Here is a 25,404-nt window from a genome sequence, read left to right on the forward strand (position 1 = left end):
GAGAAAATCTTTCGCGGAAATCCACCACTTTGTGCAGGAAGGTTCGAACAAGTGAACTGGAAACGAGCATTTGGATTGGTCGGGATCTCGCTGCTTTTGGCGCTGGGCGCACTGGCGGCAGAGGCGGTGATCGGGCAGGCGATCTCTCAAGGCAGTATGGATGTTGACCATGCACTGGCGGCTGGGGTTGCCCCGCTTTCCAGCGGATCGGTCGTCAAAACGGCCGAAGCGCCAGGCCGAATCGTCTTGCAGAATGGCGTGCGCGGATCGCTGGGTCCGACCAGCCTGGCCGAGATTTTTGCGGACCGGATGGTCCTTCAATCGGGCCAGGCGGCAATCTCGTCAGGAGCCGGCTATCGCGTACAGGCCGCGGGCTACAGTGTGACACCAGCGGCGGGGGCACAGGCCAAGGTCGAGATCAGGCAGGGCCTGGTGGCCGTCGGAGCCACCAACGGTATCGTCTCCGTCGCCAACCGCGAGGGGATCCTCCTGGCGAGGATAAATCCGGGTACGGCTTTGTCATTCGAGCCGGCACCGCCCACGGAGTCCCTTTCGAAGGTGACCGGCAAGCTGGAACAGCGGGGCAACCAGTTCTTCCTCACCGATGAACTGACGCACGTGCAGGTCGAACTGGTGGGCAAGGGACTGGCCGCACAGGCAGGTCATCGCATCCGTGTGGCAGGGACGCCGAAGACTAGTGGGGATCATCCGGTATTGGATGTAACAGAAGCCATTCGCGAGGAGGGTGCTGCGGGATCGTCCACGACGGCCAAGGCAGCCTCGGGTGTCAGCCACGGCACGAAGATCGGTCTGGCCGTAGTAGGCGGAGCCGTAGCCGCGGCTGGAGTGAGCCTTGGCGCGATCAGCCGCTGAGATCACGTGAAGGTGGGGCGGGTGGCAGTTGCGGTAACGCAGCCAACCCCGCCTCTTCTACCGCACAATAGGCAGTGATGCCACGCGTACTGTTCGTCTTCACAGGCGGGACTATTTCCATGCGCTTCGACCCTGCTACGGGTGGAGCAGTTCCGGCACTGAGCGGCGAGGAGATCCTGGCGTACGACCCCGGGCTCCGCACCTTCGCCGATCTGGAGGTGATCGACTTCGGCCGCTTCCCCGGGCCGCATATGACACCGGAGCGGATGTGGGCCCTCTCCGAGCTCATCGCCAGGGAATTGGCGCGTCCTGAGATTGACGGCATCGTCGTCACTCATGGCACGGATACGCTGGAAGAGACCGCTTACCTGCTGGATTTGCGCCACACCAGCCCGAAGCCTGTGGCCTTTGTCGGCGCTATCCGGAACAGTTCGGAGCTCGGCTATGATGGCCCGGCCAACCTCCGCGCGGCGCTGCGCACCGTCATTCAACCGCAGGCCGGCAACCAGGGCGTTTTCGTGGTGTTGAACCAGATGATCCACGCCGCGTCCGAAGTCACCAAAACCAGCACGCAGCAGCTCGACACGTTCCAGAGCCCTCTCTTTGGTCCACTTGGCATGGTGGACGACGACCGGGTCCTGTTTGCGCGCCAATTGACCGCCCGTACCACCGTCGTGACTTCAGCCTGGGAAACACGCGTCGAGATCGTGGCCATGTACGCCGGTGCCGATAGCCGCTTCATCGACTACGCTCGTGAGCAGGGCGCCCAAGGCCTGGTGATCGAGGGAACGGGCCGGGGCAACGTGCCACCCGCCGCCGTGCCCGGCATCCAGCGAACCCTGGACGCGGGGCTCCCCATTGTCATAGCCTCGCGGTGCGCTCACGGCAGGATCCTCGACACCTACGCCTATGCCGGAAGCGGCCACGACCTGCGCCAGCGCGGAGTCCTGCTGGCTGGCACCCTACACCCGGCGAAAGCACGCATCAAGCTCATGCTCGCCCTGGGCCGCACACGCGACCCCGTCGAGCTCCGCAGCCTGATAGAGGCCGGCTCGTACTAAGCCGCGCAGCCGACCGCCCAGCGAGACGCCCGACTACTGCCCGCCCGCCGGCACATGCTGCCACAGATACCGGGCCAGCAAACTATACACGTGGTAAGACGTACCTTCTCCCTCGTAGATCCCATGCGACCGGTTCGGGTACGCCATCATGTCGAACGGCTTGCCCAACTGCACCAACCGGTTGATCAGGCGTTCCAAGCCCTGATAATGCACGTTGTCGTCCCCCGTACCGTGGACGATCAGCAGATTCCCCTTCAGCCCTTCGGCGAAGTAGATGGGCGACCCCCGCTCATAGCCTGGCTTGTTCGTCTGCGGCACACCCATATACCGCTCCTGGTAGATGGTGTCGTACAGCTCCTGGTCCGGAACAGGCGCCACGGACATGCCCGTCTTGTACACATCGGGCGAACGGAACATCAGGTTCAGCGTGTTGGAACCGCCGCCGCTCCAGCCCCACACCGCCGTCCGTTCCGGGTCGATATAAGGCCGCTCGGCCATCAGCGCACGCAACGCCGCGGTCTGGTCTTCCGCCGATGCCACGCCCACTTCGCCGTATACCACCTTGCGCCACGCGCGGCCCTTGGGCGCCGGGGTACCCCGGTTATCGAAGCTCACCACCAGGTAGCCGGCTTCAGCCAGGGCCCGGTGGAACATCTCCCGGTTCCCGCTCCACACATCATTCACCGTCGTGCCCGCCGGCTCGCCATACACGTGCACCAGCACTGGGTACTTCTTCGACGCATCGAAACCGCGCGGCTTGATCATCCAGCCGCTCATCGCGACACCGTTGGCGCCCTTCACTTCGAAGAATTCGGAGCGGTTCTCGAGCGTCGCGGCCACTGCCTTCCGCAGCTCGGCATTGTCCTCCAAGGTACGCACGGGCTTGTGCTCCGGCAGGCTGACCAGTTCCGTCAGCGGCGGCCGGTCGAACGACGACCATGTGTGGAACGCCCACCGTCCGTTCGGCGCGATGGAGTAACTATGCGTACCTGGCTGATTCGCCGGGGTCAGCCGCTCCGGCTTACCCTGGCCGTTCAGCCGCATCCGCCACAGATATCGCTGTGTCGCGTTGTCGGGTGACGCAATGTAATAAATCCACTGCTCCTGATCGTCCAACCGCAGGAACCGCACGACGTCCGCGCCCACGGGCGTCACCGCCCGGCTCGACTGTCCGTCCCGCGACACGATCCAGGCCTGCCGCCAGCCGCCGCGCTCGCTCAGCCACGTGAATTGTCCGCCTCCGTCCACCCAGTGGAAGTCATCGACAACATCCACCCACGCCTGATCTTCATCCCGAAACGCGCGCTGGGTTTGTCCCGTGGCCGCATCGGCCAGCAGCAGGTCGTTGCGGTTCTGCTGACGGTTCAGGTGCTGCAGCGCCACCTGTTTCGAATCCGGACTCCACTCGATGCGGGCGATATACTGCTCGCGCGAATCGCCAGGCACCTCCATCCATTTCGTCGGTCCGCCCTTGGCCGGCACCACACCTACGCGCACGGCCGAGTTCTTTGTGCCCGACTTCGGGTACGGAATGCGAATCAGCTTCGGGTATAGCCCATCGGTGTTGTTGATCAGCGTGAATTCCCCAACACCCGTGGTGTCGAACTGCCAGTAGGCGATCGACTTGCCGTCCGGACTCCAGCGGAAACCGTCGCGCACCGCGAACTCTTCCTCATACACCCAGTCCGACGTGCCGTTGATGGTCGTTGCCGACCCATCTGAAGTCAGTTGTGTGGCCGCGCCCGTGCGCAGGTCTTCCACATAAATGTTGTTGTCGTGGACATAGGCCACGCGCCCACCGTCGGGTGAAAATTTCGCGAACATCAGCGACGACGGAGCCACGGCGCCGCCCAGTTTCCTCAGCGCGCCGCTGCCCCGCTCCCACACCCAGTAGTCGCCCCGTGTATTCTGCCGCCAGACCCGCTTCGTATTCGTGAAGATCAACAGCCGTTGCCCGTCGGCCGACCATGTGTAGTCGCGGATCGAGAGCGGCGCCGCGTCTGCATCCACCTTCAGCGCAGAGGCTGCCACCAGGATGCTGCGCTGGCCCGTTGCCGTGTCATAGCGCACGATGTCCCTGGGCCCCGGCTTGCTGTCATCTTCTCCGCCCGCGCCTTCCAAGGTCGTATAGGCGGCTCCGCTCTCCACCCATCGGGCCTGCCGGAACGTCTTCGCATCGAAATCGTTCTTCAGGAAGATGCGCTTCAACTGGGCATCCAGCGCATCGGGCAGGCGCGGCGTGATCGCCTGGCTCCAAACCGGGGCGCACGCCAACACAACCAGCACGGCATATTTCATTGGGGTCCTCACTTCTCAGACGGCGATCCAGACGGCAAACGGATTGGACGTTACTCCCAGTCAGACGGCTCGGCCGGAACCAGTTCCAGCCAGCCCTGCGCCGGCGCTGCCTCCAGCGGCAGTCCGTCGCGCCAGAGCGACATCTGCAACTGGATCTTCTCGGCGGCCCGGCCACCCATGCTCAACAGGTCCACACTCATCTCAAAGATCTGCGAGTATGCGCAGGGCACTTCGGCGCCAAGCGTCCGCTTGCGCGTCGACCGCACGACCGTGCCTTTCGCCCCATTCTCCAGCAGCTTGGCGTGGAGTTCGCTCTCATGACGCACCGACTTCACAATCACACGGACTTCCAGCCCGGCCAGCGCGCCCGGCTTCTCCTGCTGCAGGTCCACGCGCAGGAACAGCTTCTGCCCATCGCTGCCATAGCGAACTTCGCGCACAGCCTGGTCGCGCCCGTGCATCGCGCCCTGGCGGTGATCGGGACTATAAATGCCAGAGCCCATCCACTCAAAGTAGGACGAGATCTCGCCGTCGATTAGTGGCGAGATCATGCCACATGGCTGCTGCTGGTAAGCCGGAGTGGCGACACGCAGAATCGTACGCGACAGATGCTCCGGCGGCGACAACTCCAGCGCGCGGTAGACGTGCGCCAGGTGGTCGCGGAACAGCTTGTCAAACTCGGGCCGGTTCTCCGAATGATGCTGCGGACCATACCACCAGCACCAGTCGCTGCCTTCCGCGATCAGCAGTTCTTCCAGCGCCAGAGCCTTGCTGGCTTCACTCAAGCCGGCGCCTTCGGGTCCGTTGACCACGCGGTCGTAAGTTTGCCGGGCGTCGAGCAGGTACTCCCACGCCTGGTTGTCTTCCTCGGCGCCGATCCAGATGTCGTAGTTTGCGTTGATCCACGAGCCCGGATGGATGCGCGGCAGTTCGGTAGCCGGGATCCGCTCCAGCGCTTCACTCACCGTCACGGCGGAGAGACCCGGATCCTCCGAGATCAACCGGTAAAGCTCCTTCAGAAACGGACGGCCATTGTGTTCAAAATGCTCCCAGGCATTCTCGCCATCCAGGATCACCGGGACCATCGCATCGCGTCCTTCGTTGTGCAGCACGCGCGCATTCTCCCGGATGCGGTCCAGGAAGTGATGCGCGGCCGAGCGGGCGTCCATGCGCGAATAAACGAAGCCAATCAGGTCGCTCAGGAAATGGTCGCGAAAGATCATCCGCATCTCGCGGCCATCCTGCTTCCAGACATAGGGCCGGTACGTCTCGCGAACCCCGGCCAGAGAACTCAACGTTGCGCCCAACACTCCGTTGTCGGTGGCCATCCAGCGGACGCCTTCGTCGTAAGCCAGCGCCAGTACCTCGTCGGAGACCGAACCTTCCGACGGCCACATGCCCTGCGGTCGGAAGCCTAGTTTTTCTTCGGCATAGTCCAGAGCCTTGTGCACCTGCAAACGCGCATCGCCCGGGTACTGGAAGCGCCGCGGCAGGGGTACGCCGGGGTGTGACTGCAGGGCGATGTTCGAATCGCAGAGCAGCGGCAGGATGGGATGGTAGTAAGGCGTGACAGACAGCTCCACCTGGCCCTTCAGCGACATGCGCCGGTAAGCCGGCAGCACGTGGCCAATAATCTCCAACTGCTTGCGGCCCATCAGAGCCTGGTCTTCCAGCGTGAAGTCGCGGCCCTTCTCGTTCAACTGCCGGACCTCGGGATCGTTCTCCTGGAAGATCTCATCAAACCACGCGAGCTGCGACAACACCTGCAAATCGCGCATGCCGGGTGCGCCCAGGCTGCGCCGCAATCGCTCCACATTGCCTTCCGCCGCGCGCCACGCATCGTACAGTTCACCGTAGCGGCTATAGCGGTAGACCATCCGCGACGGGTTGGCCTGGAAGAAGTACTTGAGGATGAACTCCTGCTCAGTATCTGTCAGTTCCTCGGCCGGCTTCAGCGCACGATGCAGGAAGGGATCCAGCGCCTCGCCCTTGGCGTACTCCTCGATCTGCACCATCATCGACGGCACCAGGTTGAAGGTCTGGCGGATCGAGGGGAACTCCTCCAACATCTCCACCATGCCGTAATAGTCTTTCAGAGCATGCATGCGCGTCCACGGCAACTGGTATTCGCCCGTCACCAGATCCTTGTAGAAAGGCTGGTGCATGTGCCAGACGAAGACGAGGTAGGTATGCGGCATCTCTACTCCCAAAACAGCTAGGGGTTGCGTTCTTCCAGGTTGTGGCGGGGTGCCACGGCTCCATAGGCCGCGGTGTCCGGCGACGCCAGGAACGGAGCACGCATCACCGGCCCACCGGCGTCGTGCATCGTCATCGGCACCATGCCCAGTACGGCCTCGACGGAGCGCAGCACCGACATCGAGTTGTACATCGTCGAGTCCTTGCCACGGTTGCGCGTGTAGGGTGAGATGACGAATGCCGGAGCGCGGTGCCGATCGATATGATCCGGGCCGCCCTGCGTCGACGTCTCGACGACGAAGATCACGGTCGATGCCCAGAACCGGCTGCGGCTGACGGCCGCCACCAGTTCCCCCAACGCCGCATCGTTATCGGCCACAGCGGCTTTCGGTGTCGGCATTTTCCGCGCAGAACCCGAGGTGCGGTCGTTGTTCAAACGCAGCAGCATCAGTTCCGGCAGCTTGCCAGTGGACTCGGACTCGGCGAGATCTTTCAGGAAGACTTTGACGCGTTCGGTGTCGCGGTAGGCAGGGTCAGCTCCGCGATAGGCGCGGTTGGTGACCTGATTTAACGAAGGCTCCTTCACGCCGGAGACCTGCGGCCCGCTAACCGGCGCCGGCTCAATGTTGATCACCGACAGTCCGTAGTTGCGCAGCGAAAGGTGCCGTTGCAGAGCATTCGACCAGAGGTACCCGGCGGGCGGCTGGGCAGCGCGTTCGCCGCCTTCCAGTGCGTCCAACTTGCGCCGTCCCGCGTCCACTCCGGGCGCCAGCAGTTGCAGGAACGGCGGAGCCAGTGCAGCGGTGCTCCAGCTCAAACCCGCGGCAGCGCTGTCACCCGTCACATAGAAGTTGTCCAGCAGGGCGTATTCCCGCGCCAGTTTGTGATGGTTGGGCGTCACCTCTTCTCCATACACTGCATTGGCCGCATTGCCTTTGCCGGCATCGACATCGCCCAGGATTTCGTCGTAGGTGCGGCCCTCTTTCAGCACATAAATCACGTGCTGGATGGGCGGCTTGACCGTTTCGTTGCGAAACAGCGCATGGCCCATGGGCAGCGGATTCCTGAACTCGTCCTGCACGTGATAGGCGGAAGACTCCAGCGCCGTCTTGCCGTAATCCTCCATCTGCTCCGGCGTGGGGTCGGAAATGATGGAGGCACTGCCGCCGCCGCGCGGGGCACGCCCATTCAGCACCAGCAGGCTCCTGTCTGTCAGCGCACGCACCGAGGTCGGATAATCACCCGCCGGCAGGAACCCTTCCACCATCCCGCGCTTGCCCGCGATGGCCACCTGCGCCACTACGTTGGCGTCTGAACAGACGATGTAGAGTCGGTCCTCATTGCCGGAGACAGCCAGGGCGCTGGGCGTCATGCCGATGGGCTGATTATTGGGCGCCAGGGCGGCATAGATGGAGTCCACCCGGAACATCGTCTTGCTCTCGGTGACCCCGAAAACGGCTACACTGTTCGAGCCCGCCAGCGCTACGAAGAGGCGCGACTTGAACTGCGGCGGCTCCTCACCCGGCTCCACTTCCGGCGCCTTGTCGCGCCATGCCATATCCATGGGTTGCGGGCCGACCGGGTAGCGCGCCAGGATCTCGCCGCTCTGCGCATTGTGATGATAGATTGAGCCGTCGCCCCAGCCCGACACGTAGAACGATTGGCCGTCGGGATGAAACAGGATGCGGTATGGCCGCTGGCCCGTTTTCCATTCCTCAATCACCATTCCGGACTGCGGATTGATCACAAAGATCGAGTTGCGCAGCACCGCGGCGGCATAGATCAGGCGGCCATTCGGCGAGAGTGTGACGTCGCCGATCAGGTCGGTCGCTTTCCGCTTGTCCTCGGGCACCAGTGCGAACTGACGCCGCATCTCGAGCTTCGCCGTCGGGCTGATCCCAATCTCGAAGACCTTGGCGGTGGAGCCGCCGCTGACGTAGAAGACATCGCTGGTGGGTGAAAAACTGAGGCCCAACCAGGCATCGGGCAGCGGCAGGCGGTCGAGTTCGCGCAGTGTGGCGGGATCGTGCAGGCTCACGGAAGGCGGCTGGGCGCCGGCTTGCAGGATGACGAGAAACTTGCCGCTGGGCGACACTGCCGACGCCATGGGCAGGGTCTGGAGCGGCACCTGCCGGCCGGCCGGCTTCAGCAGCCAACCGGTGTTCAGGAGGTAGCCCCCATTCATGGTGGGGCCCACGCGGCGCGGCTCGCTGGTCTGCGAGATCAGCGCTCCGGCGGCAGCCAGCGCACCCGCGAACACAACGCTGCGGATCGGCATTCTCATTCGAAAAACCTCTGTGCGATGGGGAACCGGCGGCCAATGCCGAACGCCTTCGACGTCACCCTCAGCCCCGGCGCGGCCTGCTGCCGCTTGTATTCGTTGCGATCAACTTTGTTTACGATTTCCCGTACCAGCTCCATCGGCACGTTCTGCTCAGAGGCGATCAGCGCCGGAGGCTTCAGCTCTTCGACATAGGCCTTCAGGATCCGGTCCAGCACGTCGTACTCCGGCAGCGAATCGGAGTCCTTCTGGTCTGGACGCAGTTCCGCGGACGGTGGCTTTGTGAAGACGCTCTCGGGAATCACCGGGCCCTTGCGCCGGTTCACCTCGCGGCAGAGCTCGTACACCATTGTCTTGGGCACATCGCTGATCACGGCCAGGCCGCCGCACATGTCGCCATAAAGCGTGCAGTAGCCAACGGCGATCTCGCTCTTGTTGCCGGTGGTCAGCACCAGCGCGCCCCACTTGTTCGACAGAGCCATGAGAGTGAGACCGCGCAGGCGGGCCTGGACGTTCTCTTCCGTCACATCCCGGCGCGCACCCTGGAAAATGGGGGCGAGCGAACGCAGCACCTCGTCGTAAGCGCTGGTGATGGGCGCCATCTCGAAGCGGATGCCCAGGTTCACGGCCAGATCGCGGGCATCCTTCACGCTGTGGTCTGAGGAGTAGGGGCCCGGCATGCCCACACCCACCACGTTCTCCTGCCCCACTGCATCGGCCGCGACGCAGGCGACCAACGTGGAATCGATGCCGCCGCTCAAGCCCAGCAGCACGCTCTTGAAGCCGCATTTGCGCAGGTAATCGCGCGTGCCCAGGACCAGGGCGTCATAGACGGCCGCAGTCTCACTCTCGTGGGAATCGTGCAGTTCGCCGGTGCAGGCCTCGCTCTCGAAGAGCACCATGTCTTCCTCGAACGACTTCAGCGACGAGATCACCGCCCCGGCCGAGTCCATCGCAAAGCTGGAGCCGTCGAAGACCAGTTGATCATTGCCGCCCACCATGTTCACGTAGACGTGCGGCAGGCCGTAGCGCAAGGCCATCGCTGAAAACATCTGGCGGCGCACGGCGCGTTTGGCCGTGTCATAGGGCGAGCCGTTGATCGAAATAACGATCTGCGCACCCTGCCGGACAAGGGCCTCGACCGGGTCGTTCTTATACAGCGGACGCTCCCAGAACTGCTTGTCGTTCCACGCATCCTCGCAGATGGTAAGGGCGATCCGCGTACCGCGAAACTCGACGATCTCCTGCTTCTCGGCAGGCTGGAAGTTGCGCCATTCGTCGAACACATCGTATGTGGGCAGGAGCATCTTCGTCTGCCGGAAATGCACACGGCCGCCTTCGATGAGCGCGGCGGAATTGGTGGCGCGGCGGGCTGAGCCGGCCGGCGCACGCCCCACATAGCCCACAATCAGGCCCAGCGGCAGGTGGCGCGTGGCGTCGACGAGTTCCGTCAGGGCTTCCGCCGTACGGTCGAGAAACGAAGGTTTCTCCACCAGATCGCGAGGCGGATAGCCGGTGAGGGCGAGTTCCGGGAAGACGGCCAATTCAGCGCCCGCCTCGGCAGCCTGCCGGGCGAATCGCTGGATCAGCGCCGAGTTGCCAGCAAGATCACCGACGGTGTTATTGATCTGGCAGAGAGCAATACGCATAGGAGATGGAGGAATCTCCATTGTAGCGGGCGCTCCGGTTCTATTCGTGACGCAGCGAAGAGATGGGGTCGGTGCGAACCGCCCGGCGCGCCGGCAGCAGGCAGGCCAGCGACGCTGCCGACAATGCCACCGCACAGCCAGCCGCGTAGACCAGGGGGTTACCGGGCTGCACGCCGTAGAGCAAGGAACCCAGCGCGCTGCTGAGGGCGTAAGCCGCGCCCAGCCCAAGGGTTAGGCCGAGAACCGCCAGCCTCAGGCCGCGCCACATGGTCAGCGAGAAGATGTCCGCCGGCCGTGCGCCCAACGCAATCCGCAGTCCGATCTCCTGGCGGCGCTGGGTCACGTCGCCCGCCAGCAGTCCATAGATTCCGACGCAGGCAAGCAGCAGGGCGGCCAGTGCGAAACCGCCAATCAGCGAGGCGCGCGTCTTCTGGCTGGAGACCGAACGGTCAATGCCTTCGTCCATGGTGCGGATGGCCGAAGGAATGAAGGTTGGATCCACGGCTTGGATCCCCTCGCGGACTGCCCGCGTCAGCGCGGTCGGATCCCCTTGTGCGCGCAGCGCATAGCGGGCCATTGGCCAGTAGACCGTGGACATGTCGGCGTAGACCTCGGCGTCAGCGCTCTTTTCTACCGACTTCCGCGTATCGCCCACAACACCGGTCACTTCCAGCCACTTCGGATTCTTCCTGTCGAACGTGACGTGCTGTCCCACGGGATTGGTGCCCGCCAGATAGCGCTCGGCGAAGGTGCGGTTGATCAGAACCTGATCCTTGCGGACCGGCCAGGAGCCCTGCAACAGGGGAATGTTCATGGCCTGGAAATAGTCGCCGCCGTAGGCACGCCGCCCGGCCGCGGCGGACTCCAGCGCGGGCGGCAGGGTCCGTCCCTGGATCTGAACCGGTCCGGTCTGCGAGCCGCCCTCCAACGGCAGACGGTCGGCGAAGCCAGCGGTCCGGACTCCGGGAATCGCGCGAAAACGCTCCAGCAGGGCGCTCTGGAAGCGGTCGAGCTCCGGCTTGGCGGTATTCCAAGGCTGCTCGACCATCACGACAAGCACCTGCTGCGGCCGGAACCCCAGCGGGGTCTGCCGCAGTTTCTGGAAGGTGATGGCGAGCAAAGCCGCACCCACCACCAGTACGACAGACAGGGCGACCTGGACCACGACCAGCAAACCTCGAAACCAGGAATCTCGGCGCACGGCGGTGGCGCCGGATCCGCCTTCCTTCAGGCCGGCGGCAAAGTTGATGCGCGAGGCGCGCCAGGCCGGGGCGAGTCCGAAGAACAGGGCGCAGGAGAGGGCCAGCAGGGCGGTGAAGACGAGCACCCGAACGTCCAGCGATGCGCTGCCGAGGCGTGGTAAGTCCTGTGGCAACAGCGACTTGAGCAGATCGATCCCAAAGAGGGCGGCCAGCAGGGAAAGACCCGCCCCGGCTAAGGCGAGCAGCCCGCTTTCGAGTAGGAACAGCCGCACGAGCCCGCCCCGGCCGGCACCCAGGGCGGCACGGATGGAGGCTTCCCGGGCACGCTCCCCGGCCCGCGCCAGCAACAAACTGGTCAGATTGACGCAGGTGAGCAGCAGCACGCATCCGGCGGCGCCCAGCAGGACCAGCAGAGGCGTGCGCGCCTCGCCGGCCACCTCTTCCTGCAAGGGCACGACCCGGGCGTGCAGTGCCCGGTCGGTTGCCGGATACTGCTGCCGCAGCCGGGCGGCCACGGTTTCCACCGTCGTTTGAGCCAGTTGCAGGGAGACGCCCGGCTTCAGCCGCCCAATGGTATCGAGAAATCCCGCCTGCCGGCTGGCATTTTGTACGTCGGCGGGCCCCGGAGACCAGACATCGGCCTCCTCCGGATACTGGAGGCTGGGCGGCATCACGCCGATGATGGTAAACGCCGTGCCGCTCAGCACGATGGAGCGCTGCATCATCCTGGGGTCGGCGCTGAAGTGCCGGCGCCAGGCCGCGTCGCTCAGCAGGACCACCGGAGCACCCAGGCCCCTGGTTTCCGCGGCCGTGAAAGCACGGCCCAAAGCCGGCGCGACGGCCAGCACAGGAAAGATGTCGCCGAAGGTACGGACCATCTGAAGACGCACCGGGCCGCCGTTCGACCGCCAGATCACGCTTTCGCCGTAGAAGGCGGCCGCAGCCAAGAAAGCGTCCACCTGCGTGGCCCAGTCGCGCAGCCGCTGCGGGTTGCCGCCAGAACTTTCCGAGCCTTTGAACTCCTTCACCATCACCAGCCGGCCGGAATCAGGAATGGGCAGCGGCCGCAGCAAGGCCGCATCCACCACACTGAAAATGGCGCTATTCGCTCCTATGCCCAGGGCAAGGGAAGCCAAGGCGGTGGCCACAAACGCCGGCCGGCGGCGCAGGCTGCGCGCGGCGTGGCGCAGATCGCGCAGCAGCGTGTCCAGCCAGACGAACAGATCGGCGTCGCGGGTCTCGTCCCGCAGGCGGAGTTTCTGGCGGGTCATGCTAGAGCCTAGATGACTAGGTAATTTACCGAGATGTAGTATTTTCGCCAGCTTCGGCCGGTAGACTGGAAAGATGGCCCAGGGGTCCAATTCACTGTGGCGCGACATCCGCGACGCCGTAGCCGGCGCGGAACGCGACTATACGAGCGAACCCCTTTCGCGCGCTATTCTCCTGCTGGCCGTGCCCATGGTGCTGGAGATGTGCATGGAGTCGCTCTTCGGCATCGTGAACATCTTCTGGGTGGCGCGCCTGGGCGAACACGCGGTGGCCGGCGTCGGACTCACCGAGACCATGCTCACCGTGCTCTACGCCGTGGCCATGGGCGTGGGTATGGCGACCACCGCCATGGTGGCCCGGCGCACCGGTGAAAAGGACCCCGACGGGGCAGCCGTGGCCGCGGTCCAGTCGATCATTCTCGGTTTGTTCCTCTCACTGCTGACTGCGGTGCCGGCCATTCTCTACTCCGGCGGCTTGCTGCGATTGATTGGTGGCGAACCGTCCGTTGTCGATTCCACCCATCGCTATACAGCGATCATGCTGGGCTCCTCACCGAGCATCATGCTGCTGTTCCTGATGAATGCCATCTTCCGCGGAGCGGGCGATGCCGCCATCGCGATGCGCGTTCTCTGGGCGGCGAACCTGCTGAACATGGTGCTGGATCCCTGCCTCATCTATGGGTTGGGGCCGTTTCCGGAGTTGGGCATAACGGGGGCCGGGGTGGCGACCTCCATCAGCCGGTCGTTCGGCGTCGTACTGCAACTGATCGTACTGTTCCGGGGACGCGGCCGGGTGGCGGTGTCCTGGGCACAGGTGCGGGTGGATTTCACCATTCTGCGGCGCTTGTCCCGCATCTCGGCGACGGGCATGCTGCAATTCCTCATCGCCCATGCGAGTTGGGTGGGGTTGGTAACGGTCATCGCGAAATCGGGCAGCGCGGCCCTCGCCGGGTATACGATCGCCATCCGCGTGATCATCTTCACGCTGCTGCCGTCATGGGGCCTGGCCAATGCGGCGGCGACACTGGTCGGCCAGAATCTGGGTGCGCGGGAACCGGGCCGGGCGGAACAGGCGGTGTGGCGCACCGGCCTCTACAACATGTGCTTTCTCGGACTGATGGGCTTGGCCTGCATCCTCTTCCCTGAGCCGATGATCCGTTTTTTTTCAACGGAACCGGATGTGGTGCGCTATGGCGCACAGTGCCTGCGCATCATCAGTTACGGGTACGTCTTCTATGCCTACGGAATGGTGATGGTCCAGGCGCTGAACGGAGCTGGCGATACAGTGACGCCCACCATCGTGAACCTGGGCTGCTACTGGATGTTCCAGATCCCGCTGGCCTGGTTCCTGGCGATCCATCTGAAATACGGAGCCATAGGAGCCTTCTGGGCCGTACCAGCGGCGGAATCTGTCCTGGCCGTGGTCGGGGTACTGGTGTTCCGGCGCGGTAGTTGGAAGAAGCAGACCATCTGAGCCGGGGAGAATGGCAGTGCCACTGCGACATTGCCATTCGATCAGCTCCGCCTGTCTAACCGGCCGCCGCCAGGATCTTCTCCAGCTGCCAGTCAACCAGATCCCCAATCCGCTCTAGCGACACATCCGCCGCCTCATACTGAGCATTGGCCTTCTGGTCCAGCGCATAGTGACCCTGCCTGACAAACACAGTCGTCACCCTGGGCCCCCAGATCCGCTTGATCGCCGCCAGGATCCGCAGCTTGTCGTCCACCACCACATAGTGCTCGGCCGGATACCGCTCCTCGACATCCGCCAGCTCTAACTCCTTGTGGACGTAGATCAGCACGTTCTTATCGAACGCTTCGTACAACCCGGACCGGAAGACCTTCTGCGGCTGGAATACCACGTCCCCATCCGTCAGGATCACCGCCGTGCCCCACTGCTGCACATGCGTCACCGCATCCATCGATCCCGGAAACAGCCGGTTCGCGAACGGGTAGCCCGACAGATAGTAAGACACCGCCAGCAGATTCGGTTCGTGCGGGTACTCGATGCGGTACCGCTGTAGGGCGCCCAGGTAATCCGCATACCCCAACTCCGCCCTGATCTCTTCGAACAGCTGCCAGTACCGCCGCGCCCGCTCCGGGCCGATGGTCCCGTCCAGGTGCCGCCGCAGGTCGGCGGACACCCGGTCGTGGTTCAGCAGCGTATTGTCGACGTCAAAGAGAAAGACCACTTTAGCGGCTGCCATACGGGACCTCCGGCTCTTACGCCACCGTGATCGAGCTGTCCAGATACACGTCCTGGATCGTGTTCAGCAGCTCCACGCCTTCCTTCATCGGCCGCTGGAACGCTTTGCGACCCGAAATCAGGCCCGTGCCGCCGGCGCGTTTGTTGATCACTGCGGTCGCCACGGCCTCGGCGAAATCGTTGGCGCCCGACGCGCCGCCGCTGTTGATCAGCCCCGCGCGGCCCATGTAGCAGTTCGCCACCTGGTAACGAGTCAGGTCGATCGGATGGTCGCTGGTCAGTTCGCTGTAGATGCGCTTGTCCAGTTTGCCGTAGCTCGAGTCGCCCGCGTTCAGCGCCAGATACCCGCCATTGTTCTCCGGCAGCTTCTGCTTGATGATGTCCGCCTCAATCGTCACACCCAGGTGATTCGCCTGGCCCGTCAGGTCGGCCGACACGTGATAGTCCTTGTCCTTCTTGAACGCGTTGTTGCGCAGGTAGCACCACAGCACCGTCGCCATGCCGTATTCGTGCGCCAGCGCGAACGCCTGGCTCACTTCCACAATCTGCCGCGAGCTCTGGTCGGACCCGAAGTAGATCGTTGCGCCAATCGCCGCCGCGCCCATGTCGTAGGCCTGCTTCACCGTGCCGAACATGATCTGGTCAGCCTTGTTCGGATAGGTCAACAGCTCGTTGTGGTTCACTTTCACGATGAACGGGATCTTGTGCGCGTACTTCCGGGACACAATCCCCAACACTCCGTAGGTGGAAGCCACGGCATTGCAGCCGCCGTAGATCGCCAGCTTCACGATATTCTCGGCATCAAAATAGTCCGGATTCTTCGCGAAGCTCGCACCGCCGGAATGCTCGATCCCCTGGTCGACGGGCAGAATCGACAGGTAACCGGTGCCGGCCAGGCGGCCCGCCTGGAACATCCACTGCAGGTTCCCCAGCACTCGGTTGTTCCGGTCGGAGTGGACGTAAATACGATCGACAAAATCCGGCCCGGGTACGTGCAGCCGTTCTTTCGAAATCTTCGGTTCAGAGAAGCCCAGCAGCGATTCGGCGTGGCTACCCAGCAATTCAACAATCTTGGTAGAGCTCATTTCTTCTCCTTGAGGGAAGGTGGTGCGTCTCCGGTGATCGGCCGGCCGCGGATTCCCATAAATCCGCCATGCGCCGCAGCAGGCATCCCTGTCCTGGATCGGCGCGTACCCCTCTATTCGCTCAGCATGACACACTCCGCCCGGGCCACGAATCCCCCATTTGAGAATTGCCCTGCCCATCCCGGCCCGTCCTGGTGTACATTGGCCTTGACTTCCTAGGCCGGACACCGCAGTGGAGCCCGGCCGGTGCAGTACTTGAAAAGGAGCTCCCGTATGACCCGCCGCGAACTCTTCGCCCTTCCTGCCGCAGCCGCCCTGGGCCTCGCCAAGCCGGCCCCCGCCTCCACTGTGGCCATCGCCCGCGCACGGGCTTACGACGCCAAAATCTACGACACGCTCCGCACCATGTTCGACCAGGTGGGCGGCCTCGCCCCCATCGTTCGCAATAAGACCGTTGCCCTGAAGCTGAACCTCACCGGCAATCCCGCGCGCTTCCCCGTCAAAGCCGAGATGCCCTACCGCACCGATCCGGCCAGTGTCCTGGCCACCTGCCAGTTGATGGCCCGTGCCGGAGCCAAACGCATCCGCATCCTCGAAAGCTTCTTCCCCGCCAAGTCCGACCGCGAACTCTGGGCGCGCTACGGCCTCGATATCCAGGCCATTGAAAACTGCGGCGCCAAGGTCGAGTGGGAGAATACGAATAATCTCGGCCTCGCCACCCAGTACACCCGCCTGAAGGTGCCCGGCGGCGGCCGCATCTTCCCCTCCTACGACCTCAACCACTCCTTCGCCGACTGCGACGCCTACGTCTCCATGTCCAAGCTCAAGAACCACTGGCTGGCCGGCGTCACCATGACCATGAAGAACAACTTCGGCCTCACGCCCTGCTCGCTCTACGGCGGCGATGCCGGGCCCAGCGGCAATGAGGATCCAAAGCAGGAGCGGGGTCCGGTCGGCCACAATGGCACACGCACTCCGCCCAAGGGCGTCCCGCAGGAAATTGATCTTAGCACTCCGCGCGAACCGGGCTTCCGCATTCCGCGCATCGTCGTCGATCTCTGTTCCATCCGCCCCGTCGACCTGTCCATCGTCGATGGCATCGAGACCATCCGAGGTGGCGAAGGTGAATGGAATCAGGGTGTTGAGATCATGAAACCGGGCCTGCTGCTGGTCGGCCGCAACATGGTCTGCACCGACACCGTCTGCACCGCCGTGATGGGTTACGACCCGCGCGCCACTCGCGGCCAGAGCGCCTTCATCCGCGGGGACAATACCCTGCTGCTGGCCGAGGAGGCAGGGCTCGGCTCCGCCCGCCTGGAGAACATCGAAATCGCCGGCCTGAAGCTCAAAGACGCCAAGGTAGACTTCGGCCCCGGCGCCATCGGCAAACGCGTCTTCGCTGCCTGAGCGGGAGTGTTATTGCTGGACGACCGGCGGCTGCGCCTGGGCCGAGTCCGTCCGACCTTGCGCATAGTAACCCGGCCGCGCATGCACTTCCGCCTTCGGGTAGCGGCGGCGTGTGTCGGCGCTCAATTCCACCTGCAGCTTGCGGAATGTTCCCTCCGGAGCCGCGGTCGCCGTAATGCCCAGGCTGTAGCGATTGCGGATTCTCTCCAGCATCTCCTGGAAGCGCGCCCCGGCCTTGTCTGCCCGCAGTACCTCCCCTCCCGTATCTTCCGCCAACCGGAAGACGTTCGCCGGGGTGAAGTCCGTATTCACATCCGCCCCCTTTGGCAGCGCTGGAGGCGGCTTCGTGCCCGGCGCGACAATCGCATTCAGTACGGTGTCGTTCTCGGAAAGCGCCCGCACCACCTTCTCGTCCGGAAGCTGGTAGTGCACTCCGCCGTTATCCGTCAGGATGATCAGCGCCCGGCGGCCAGCGAAGGGCGGTTGCTGCTTCAGGTAGTCGGTCACCTGCAGGATGGAATCATTGATGGCCGTACCCGCCCCCAGGTTGTGATCCATCGGAGCGTCCTGCAAAGCCACCACGGCCAGCCGTTTCTCGCCGGTCAACTCCTGGGTGAACTCTACGCGCCTCGAGAACAGAGCGACCGCGATCTGGTCTTCCGGCTTCAGGCTCGACAACGCCTCCTGCGCCACCATCGCCATCTCCCTCAGCAGCTTACCCATGCTCCCGGAAACGTCCAGCAGCAGCAGCACCTGCAGCGGCTCCGACTCCTGCCCGAAATACTCGATTTGCCTCTCCACCCCCTCCTCTTTCAGGACGAAGTCGGAAGATTTCAGCCCGGGGAGCGGCTGTTTGTTGTTCACCACCTGGACGTCCACCCGCACCAGCGTTGTACCGGCTTTGAAAGTGGGGGTGTCAGCGCCTTCGACCGGTTTGCCGGCTTCGGCTGCCTTGGGCGTGGCCTCCAAGGGTGGCTGGGCAGGCTTGGGCGTCTCCACTTTGCGCCATCCTCCGCCCGTGGGCCGAGGCGGTTGCGGAGCGGGTGATTGCGCCGCTGCCGCCATCGCGGCGAACATAAGTACGAACACCGGCCTCATGAAGAATATTATCGTCGGCACGGCGGGCCATATCGACCATGGCAAGACAACATTGGTGCGCGCGCTCACCGGCATCGATACAGACCGCCTGGAGGAAGAGAAGCGCCGCGGCATTACCATCGACCTCGGCTTTGCCCATCTGGAGCACGCCGGCATCCGCTTCGGCTTCGTCGATGTGCCCGGCCATGAACGGTTTGTGAAGAATATGCTGGCCGGCGCCGGCGGTATCGACATGGTGTTGCTCGTCATCGGCGCCGACGAATCGATCAAACCGCAGACTCGTGAACATTTCGACATCTGCAGGCTGCTGGACATCCGCCAGGGACTGGTCGTGCTGACGAAATCCGACGCCGTCGATGAAGAAGTGTTGGAACTGGCTCGCATGGAGGCCGCCGAGTTCGTGGCCGGGTCCTTTCTGGATGGTGCGCCCATTGTGTCCGTAAGCGGTGTGACGGGCGCCGGCCTCCCCGCGTTGCGTGAGGCCATGGCGGCCATCGCCGGGCGTACGAAGGGCCGCGACACCACCGCCCCATTCCGCCTGCCCATCGACAGGTCGTTCACTTTGAAGGGTTTCGGCACCGTGGTGACCGGCACCCTCACCGCCGGCCAGTTGAATGTGGAGCAGGAGGTAGAGGTTCACCCGGGCGGCCGACGGCTGCGCGTTCGCGGAGTGCAAGTCCATGGCGGAGCAGTGGATAAGGCTTATGCCGGGCAACGCACGGCCGTCAACCTGGCCGGAGTCGAGGCCTCCGAGCTGACTCGCGGCCTGGTACTGACCCCGCCCGACCTTTTCCATTCCACCCAAGCCCTCGATTGCTCTTTTACACTGCTGCCGGGTGCCCAGCCGTTGAAACATCGCGCACCCATCCACTTTCACGCTGGCACGGCGGAGGTGGAGGCCCAGGTTCGTATGTTGCGCGGGACAGAGCCGCTCCAACCAGGCACCACGGGGTTCGTCCGGTTGCTGCTGAACGAGCCGCTGCTGCTGCTGCCGGGCGACCGGTTCATCGCCCGTATGTTCTCACCCGTCATCACGATAGGCGGCGGCGTGGTGCTGGACAACGCTCCGCCGCCGCGGATGAAGAAGCCGTTGGTGCTGGACCGTCTCGCTCAGTTGGAAGGTGCGTCGCTGCCGGTTCGGATGAGCTTGTTCGCCCAGGAAGATCCAGCAGGCTGTACTGTCGCCGCCCTGGCCGCTCGCGTTGGCGCTACACCCGATGCCCTCCTGGCCGCCGCCGCCCTGGCCGGGTTGGTGCCCGTCCGCGCCGCGGAACCGCGCCTGGTCGCCCACACCGCGCTGGATGCCTATGCCGCCGGACTGCGGCTCGCCCTGGCCGAGTTCCATCGCCAGAATCCGCTGCTGCGCGGCATGCCCCGCGCCTCGGCGCCCGTGCCCGCCTTCCTGCTCGATACCCTATTGGCTTCAACGAAGGACGTGGCAGCGGAGGAAGACCTGCTGCGCCTCGGCTCCCATCGTCTTCAATTCAAAGGAGAAGAGGACGAGGCGATTGGCCGCATGGAGGCGCTCTTCCGCGAGGCCGGCCTCAGCGTCCCGGCCGTCAATGAGGTGCTGGCCAAATCCGGAGTGGACGCCAACCGCGCACGGACCCTCCTTCAGATCCTTTTGAAAGATAAGAAGTTAGTCCGTATCTCGACCGACCTCATCTATCACGGTGATGCGATCGCTCAGCTGCGGGCGCTGCTCGCCGCCCGCAAGGGAATCCGGTTCGGGGTCGCCGACTTCAAGGATTGGACCGGCGTCTCCCGCAAATACGCTATCCCGCTACTGGAGTTTCTAGATCGGGAACGCGTCACCCGCCGCGACGGTGACCAGCGCTTGATTCTGTAATACTCGCCCCCGCCTCTCCGATGAGTCTCTTGGAGGCTCGCGTCTTGAGAAGCGTTCACATCGGAATTCTGGCGGCTGCGGTTCTGTTCGCCCTGCCGGCCCATGCCCAGACACTGAAGGCGACGCCGGTCAGCCTGAGTTATTCGTATACGTTGGGATCCACAACGTTTCCGGCCGCCCAGACGCTGGCCGTCGCACCTGCCAGCGGAGCGGCGTTGTCCTTCAGCGCCGTCATTGTCGGAGGTCCGTGGGTGACCGTCACCCCGGATAGCGGCAAGACGAATGCCAGCCTGAAGGTGTCGGTGAATCCAACCAGCTTGCCTGTCGGAACTTACACGGCCAATATCATGCTCACCCCGGTGGGCGGAACGACGTTGAACGTGCCCGTCACGCTGTCTGTCAAGGCGCCGCCCGCCACCCTGGTGGTGACCCCCAGTCCTGTGACCCTTTCCTACACGCGGGGCGATCCGACCCCCGATCCAGTGGCCATTAATCTCAGCGGAGGGGGCGCGCTGCTGTCGTTCACAGTGACCGTTTCCGGTGCTGCCTGGCTTTCCGCCACCCCGAAGAGCGGCATCATCTTCCCTGCCTTCAGCTCACAGGTGGCCCTACTGGTGGATCCAACTGGCCTCACGCCAGGAACTTACAAGGGGTCCATCAAGATAGACGCCCCGTCCGCGGCGAACAAGACCCAGACGGTCAGTTTCGACCTGACCGTGAACCCGGGCACTCCGGTCTTGAACTCCATCTTCCCCACCGGAGCTACGCAAGGCTCGGCCGCCACCACGATCACACTGACAGGAAGCAATTTCTACTCAGGTTCGGCCGTCACGGCCAAAGGCCAAACTCTTGCCTCGACGCTTCTGGGACCAACGGTCCTTCAGGCAACGATTCCTTCGTCCCTCATGGCAACGGCCGCCAACCTGAATGTTCTGGTGACGAATCCGAATCCCGGCGGCGGATCGTCAGCAGACCAGACGTTCACGGTCTTCTCGCCCGGCCCTCGTATTACCGGCATCACCAACGGGGCCAGCTTCCAGTCGGGTTCCATCGCCCCCGGTGAGTTTGTGAGCATCTTCGGAACCGGACTGGGGCCAGACGCAATCGTCACCTTCCAGCCGCCGGCAGGTTCGGTGCCGATAGCCGATACGCTGGCCGGGGTGCAGGTGTACTTTGGACCCACGCCGGCACCGCTGATCTTCGTCTCGTCCACCCAGATCGCCGCCATGGTGCCGTATGGGGTCCTTGGGCCGGGCATCAACGTGTCAGTGGACTACAACGGGACATCCTCATGGGTCTATCCCGTTTCGGTCGCACCCACGGCCCCCGGCTTGTTCGCGCTGGGGTCTTCCGGCGCAGGTGCGGGCGCGGTCTTCAACGAGAATGCTTCGACCGGAGAACTGACCCTCAACACCGAGACCAATGCGGCCGTGAAGGGCTCCACCATCTGGCTGTATGCGACGGGGATCGGGGTTACCACTCCGACCGGCTTCGATGGCCTGATCAGCACCTTGGAGTCAAACCTCACAGCACCCGCGGCGACTCTGAATATCGGGGGTTCCGACGTCACGCCGGCCTACTTCGGACCAGCGCCCGGACTAGTCTCGGGGTTGACCTTGATCAAGGCTGCTGTGCCCGCGGGCATCACAGCCGCCAAAGCAGTGCCTGTTTTGTTGACGTTAGGCTCAGTCACCAGCCAGGTGGGCGTGACGATTACAGTGAAGTGATCTGCGGCAGCGGTTCGCCCGTCAACAAGGCCAGAATCTCGAGCGCCGATTGTTTACTGCGCGCTCCGGTTTCTCCAGCCGGACCAACACAACTCGGGCAACCGCTTTCGCAACCACAGCCCTGAATCAGTTGGCGCGCACCGTTCAACACCTCGGTGGTCATCTTGAACAACGGTGCGCTCTGGCCGATGCCGCCCGGGAAATTGTCGTAAAGGTGCAGATTCGGCTCGAAGCCGCGCACGTCGGCCGAGAGCTCCTCAGTCAGCGTCACGCCCAGGTCGCGCGGGTCGCACATCAGCAGCAACGAAGCCACCGTCCGCAGCGCGTTGCCTAAGCCGCTGAGCGCATTCAGTTTGTCGGTAGGCGTCAGGTTGGGGAACTTGTCCAGGAATTCCACCGGGAAGTGCAGCCAGAACGAGGTGGTGTGCATCTCCTGCTCTGGCAGCGACAGCGTACCTGCGCCCACGTTCTCATTGGTGTAGAACTTCACCTTCTTGAAGCCGACGATCTGCCGGTTGACCCGCACTTCGCCATGGGCTGACTTTGCCGCATCCACGGGCGCCGAGTCAAACTCTTCCAGCACTTTGACTTGCGTGTAGTCGATGGCGTCGGTGAAGTAGTCGCATTCCACCTGGCGGACGTAGGCTTTGCGACCCTCGTAATCCATCTTCTCCACTTGATACTGCCGAGCCTCGTGCAGATAGATCGCCTTCTCGTGGAGCTCTACTAAGGCCGCGGGGAACGCTACTTCGGCAATCAGGCGCTCTTCGTTGGTGATGTCGATCACCACGAAGTTGTCGCTGGTGACCGACCGCAAGCTGATTGCATCGGCCGGATAGCTGTCCGAAGTCCAGTGCCAGGCGCCGCCGCTGTGATGCACCACTCGCAGCTCCTCCAGGAAGCTGCACAGCTCGGCCGTCTCATGGGGCCCGAATTTGCTGCCATCCCGGATGGGCAACTCGAAGGCCGCGCACTTCAGATGGTTGATGAGAATTTCCAGATTGTCCGGGTTGATCTGGGCGTGCTCAGGCGAACCTTCGAAGAAATACTCCGGGTGCTCAACCACATACTGGTCCAGGGGTGCGCTGGAGGCGACCATCAGTGCGAGGGATGTCCCCAGCCGGCGTCCAGCGCGGCCCGACCGCTGCCAGGTGGAGGCGATGGAACCGGGATAGCCGGCCATGACCACCACATCCAGGGAGCCGATATCGATGCCGAGTTCCAGCGCGTTCGTAGCGACCACGGCCCGGATCGTGCCTTCCCGCAGGCCACGCTCGATCTCGCGCCGCTCCCGGGGTAGATAACCGCCCCGATAGCCGCGGATCGTCCCGGCCTGGCCCGGCTTCTCACAGGCATCCTTGAGATAGGTGAGCAGGACTTCAGTGGCCAGCCGGTTGTTGGCAAAGACCAGAGTCTGCTGGCCGCGCTGGATCAGGTCCGACGCAATCCGCCGGGTCTCGTTCAGATAGCCACGGCGGATGCCGAGCTGCCGGTTCACCACTGGCGGATTATAGAAAACAAAGTACTTCTCGCCGGTCGGCGCGCCGCTCTGGTCGACCAGTCGGAAATCCGCGCCGGTCAGGGTTTCGGCCAGGGACTTCGGATTGGCGATGGTTGCCGAGCAGCAGATGAACTGGGGCTTCGACCCGTAGAACTCGCAGATGCGGGCCAGGCGCCGCAGCACGTTGGCCAGGTGACTGCCGTAAACCCCGCGGTAGTAGTGGAGTTCGTCGATGACGATGTAGCGCAGGTTCTCGAAAAGCTTGCCCCACTTCGTGTGGTGCGGCAGGATTCCGGCATGGAGCATATCCGGATTGGTCAGCACGACATTGGCGCGCTCCCGGATCTGCTTACGGGCGTCCTGTGGCGTATCGCCATCGTAGGTGAATGCGCGCACACCGGAGCCCATGGCTTCGACGATGGAGTGGAATTCGTGGAGTTGGTCTTCCGCTAGGGCCTTGGTAGGGAAGAGGTAAAGAGCCCTGGCCTCGGGATCGGCGGCCAGACGGTGCAGAATCGGCAAATTGTAACAGAGCGTTTTGCCGCTGGCCGTGGGCGTCACGACGACGGGATTGCCGCCGTCCTGCAAAGTCTCGAAGCACGCCGCCTGGTGTGTGTAGAGCTGGGTGATCCCCTTATCTTCCAGGACTTTGCGTAAGGCAGCCGGAACTCCGGCCGGCATCGGCACAAACTGGCCCGGTTTGGCGGACTGGTGCCGGATGGCCCGGATGGGCGAGTTCGGCTCCTCCATCCAGGCGCGCAGGCGGGCAATGGTCATCGCCAGATCGGCCCGTCGGGTCAATCCGAGCGAATCCTCTTGCGAGCCTTCGCGATGGGGATCGGGAAAATCGAGACTCAGGTTCATCCGCGCGGCTTCGCCTTTTCTTTGCTAAGCGTACACGAATAGAACACAATTAACAACTGGCGCTTTGCCACGTAGCAGATGGCTTAAGCGGTTGCGGAATTCACCCGGACGAACTCGTAGCGTTCCAGGGTGGCAGCCAGAGCCTGGCTATCGTCGTCACGGCGGACGACCTTGCCCATGCACCGGATGCGAACGTCGCCCATCGACTTGCCGGTGGGCAGGCTGATCATATATTCAATGGGCTGGCCCAATTCGATGGGTTCAGCCGGGTCATTGAAGAGGACTCCTCCAGAACTAACGTTCCTGGTCTCCCCAATATGTGAAATCCGCCGGGAACCAGCACGTACCAGTTCCAATGGCAGCTTCAGTTCAAATCGTCTGGATCTTCTTTGCTCTGACACTGTAGTTCTATCTAAGAGGTTTTTCCTAGGATGGTCAACCCCTTTTCGCCCCTCGTAATGGGGAGAACTACCTAGTACCACCCAAACTCGGACAGCAGCAAAAGCGGGCCCGGCCCGTTTGTTCGCCTTGGGCACAGTACAACAGCGGCCATTCCAGGACCCCTCCGGCTGTGAAGGGGCTTGCGCGCCGCGGACCCTTGATGGCCTTTCCGGCGGCCATCGTGAAGCATCGAGCTGGCAGGTGTGTCAGCGCGTGCCGTTGCCTCGGGCCGTGGGCGTGGAGCTTCTCCGGAATGGCAGCAACCTACTAATAATCAATGGCTTAGATTGCAACTAGTGCGCCCATACGCATGCGGATTCGAGAGTCTCGGGCACCGCGCCAGCCGGAAACTACTGGGGAGTGCCACCACTGGCCGGGGCTCACCGCTTGTGCGGCTC

The 25,404-nt window shown here is 63.5% G+C and carries 16 protein-coding genes; 6 read left to right on the forward strand and 10 right to left on the reverse strand.

Annotated elements, in window-relative coordinates:
- The first annotated feature begins 51 nt into the window (after positions 1-51).
- A complete protein-coding gene (locus ACR9Y2_RS04340) occupies positions 52-873 on the forward strand; it encodes a hypothetical protein (protein WP_435039828.1) in 822 nt (273 codons plus the stop codon).
- Positions 874-950: 77 nt separating this feature from the next.
- A complete protein-coding gene (locus ACR9Y2_RS04345) occupies positions 951-1,934 on the forward strand; it encodes an asparaginase (protein ID WP_435039829.1) in 984 nt (327 codons plus the stop codon).
- Between the two features lie 33 nt (positions 1,935-1,967).
- Here ACR9Y2_RS04345 and ACR9Y2_RS04350 read toward each other — a convergent pair whose 3' ends face one another.
- From ACR9Y2_RS04350 to ACR9Y2_RS04370, 5 genes are read right to left on the reverse strand one after another with little or no spacing between them, the layout of a single operon-like run.
- Complete coding sequence (locus ACR9Y2_RS04350; protein ID WP_435039830.1) at positions 1,968-4,232, reverse strand: S9 family peptidase; 2,265 nt, start codon at positions 4,230-4,232, stop codon at positions 1,968-1,970.
- Between the two features lie 50 nt (positions 4,233-4,282).
- Positions 4,283-6,430, reverse strand: coding sequence for a glycoside hydrolase family 57 protein (locus ACR9Y2_RS04355; protein ID WP_435039831.1), 2,148 nt, complete (start codon positions 6,428-6,430; stop codon positions 4,283-4,285).
- Positions 6,431-6,447: 17 nt separating this feature from the next.
- Entirely contained in the window at positions 6,448-8,712 is a 2,265-nt protein-coding gene (locus tag ACR9Y2_RS04360) for a bifunctional YncE family protein/alkaline phosphatase family protein (RefSeq protein WP_435039832.1), read from the reverse strand.
- Positions 8,709-10,358, reverse strand: coding sequence for an NAD+ synthase (locus tag ACR9Y2_RS04365; protein WP_435039833.1), 1,650 nt, complete (start codon positions 10,356-10,358; stop codon positions 8,709-8,711). Before ACR9Y2_RS04365 ends, ACR9Y2_RS04360 begins: the two co-directional genes overlap by 4 nt.
- Positions 10,359-10,398: 40 nt before the next feature.
- A complete protein-coding gene (locus tag ACR9Y2_RS04370; protein ID WP_435039834.1) occupies positions 10,399-12,831 on the reverse strand; it encodes an ABC transporter permease in 2,433 nt (810 codons plus the stop codon).
- Between the two features lie 73 nt (positions 12,832-12,904).
- On the opposite strand from ACR9Y2_RS04370, the gene ACR9Y2_RS04375 reads away from it, so the two are divergent.
- A complete protein-coding gene (locus ACR9Y2_RS04375) occupies positions 12,905-14,302 on the forward strand; it encodes an MATE family efflux transporter (protein WP_435039835.1) in 1,398 nt (465 codons plus the stop codon).
- Between the two features lie 55 nt (positions 14,303-14,357).
- On the opposite strand, the gene ACR9Y2_RS04380 is transcribed toward ACR9Y2_RS04375, so the two are convergent.
- On the reverse strand, positions 14,358-15,035 hold the full coding sequence (locus ACR9Y2_RS04380) for an HAD family hydrolase (RefSeq protein ID WP_435039836.1): 678 nt from the start codon (positions 15,033-15,035) through the stop codon (positions 14,358-14,360).
- Positions 15,036-15,051: 16 nt separating this feature from the next.
- Positions 15,052-16,119, reverse strand: coding sequence for a class I fructose-bisphosphate aldolase (locus tag ACR9Y2_RS04385; protein ID WP_435039837.1), 1,068 nt, complete (start codon positions 16,117-16,119; stop codon positions 15,052-15,054).
- 273 nt (positions 16,120-16,392) lie between these two features.
- Between ACR9Y2_RS04385 and ACR9Y2_RS04390 the strand changes: the two genes are divergently transcribed.
- The gene (locus ACR9Y2_RS04390) at positions 16,393-17,526 is read left to right on the forward strand and encodes a DUF362 domain-containing protein (RefSeq protein ID WP_435039838.1); all 1,134 of its coding nucleotides are present in this window, start codon (positions 16,393-16,395) and stop codon (positions 17,524-17,526) included.
- Between the two features lie 9 nt (positions 17,527-17,535).
- Here ACR9Y2_RS04390 and ACR9Y2_RS04395 read toward each other — a convergent pair whose 3' ends face one another.
- The gene (locus ACR9Y2_RS04395) at positions 17,536-18,624 is read right to left on the reverse strand and encodes a VWA domain-containing protein (RefSeq protein ID WP_435039839.1); all 1,089 of its coding nucleotides are present in this window, start codon (positions 18,622-18,624) and stop codon (positions 17,536-17,538) included.
- On the opposite strand from ACR9Y2_RS04395, the gene selB reads away from it, so the two are divergent.
- Together selB and ACR9Y2_RS04405 are read left to right on the forward strand one after the other, a co-directional pair.
- On the forward strand, positions 18,623-20,473 hold the full coding sequence (gene selB, locus ACR9Y2_RS04400) for a selenocysteine-specific translation elongation factor (protein ID WP_435039840.1): 1,851 nt from the start codon (positions 18,623-18,625) through the stop codon (positions 20,471-20,473). The genes ACR9Y2_RS04395 and selB overlap by 2 nt on opposite strands.
- Before the next feature lie 44 nt (positions 20,474-20,517).
- Positions 20,518-22,200, forward strand: a complete 1,683-nt coding sequence (locus tag ACR9Y2_RS04405; RefSeq protein ID WP_435039841.1) for a BACON domain-containing protein — start codon at positions 20,518-20,520, stop codon at positions 22,198-22,200.
- On the opposite strand, the gene ACR9Y2_RS04410 is transcribed toward ACR9Y2_RS04405, so the two are convergent.
- Complete coding sequence (locus tag ACR9Y2_RS04410; protein ID WP_435039842.1) at positions 22,187-24,502, reverse strand: DEAD/DEAH box helicase; 2,316 nt, start codon at positions 24,500-24,502, stop codon at positions 22,187-22,189. The two genes, ACR9Y2_RS04405 and ACR9Y2_RS04410, sit on opposite strands and share 14 nt — an antisense overlap.
- A gap of 146 nt (positions 24,503-24,648) precedes the next feature.
- Positions 24,649-25,101, reverse strand: coding sequence for a PilZ domain-containing protein (locus ACR9Y2_RS04415; RefSeq protein ID WP_435039843.1), 453 nt, complete (start codon positions 25,099-25,101; stop codon positions 24,649-24,651).
- Positions 25,102-25,404: the final 303 nt, after the last annotated feature.

The organism is Paludibaculum fermentans, assembly GCF_051172195.1.
GTDB classification, from domain to species: Bacteria; Acidobacteriota; Terriglobia; order Bryobacterales; family Bryobacteraceae; genus Paludibaculum; species Paludibaculum fermentans_A.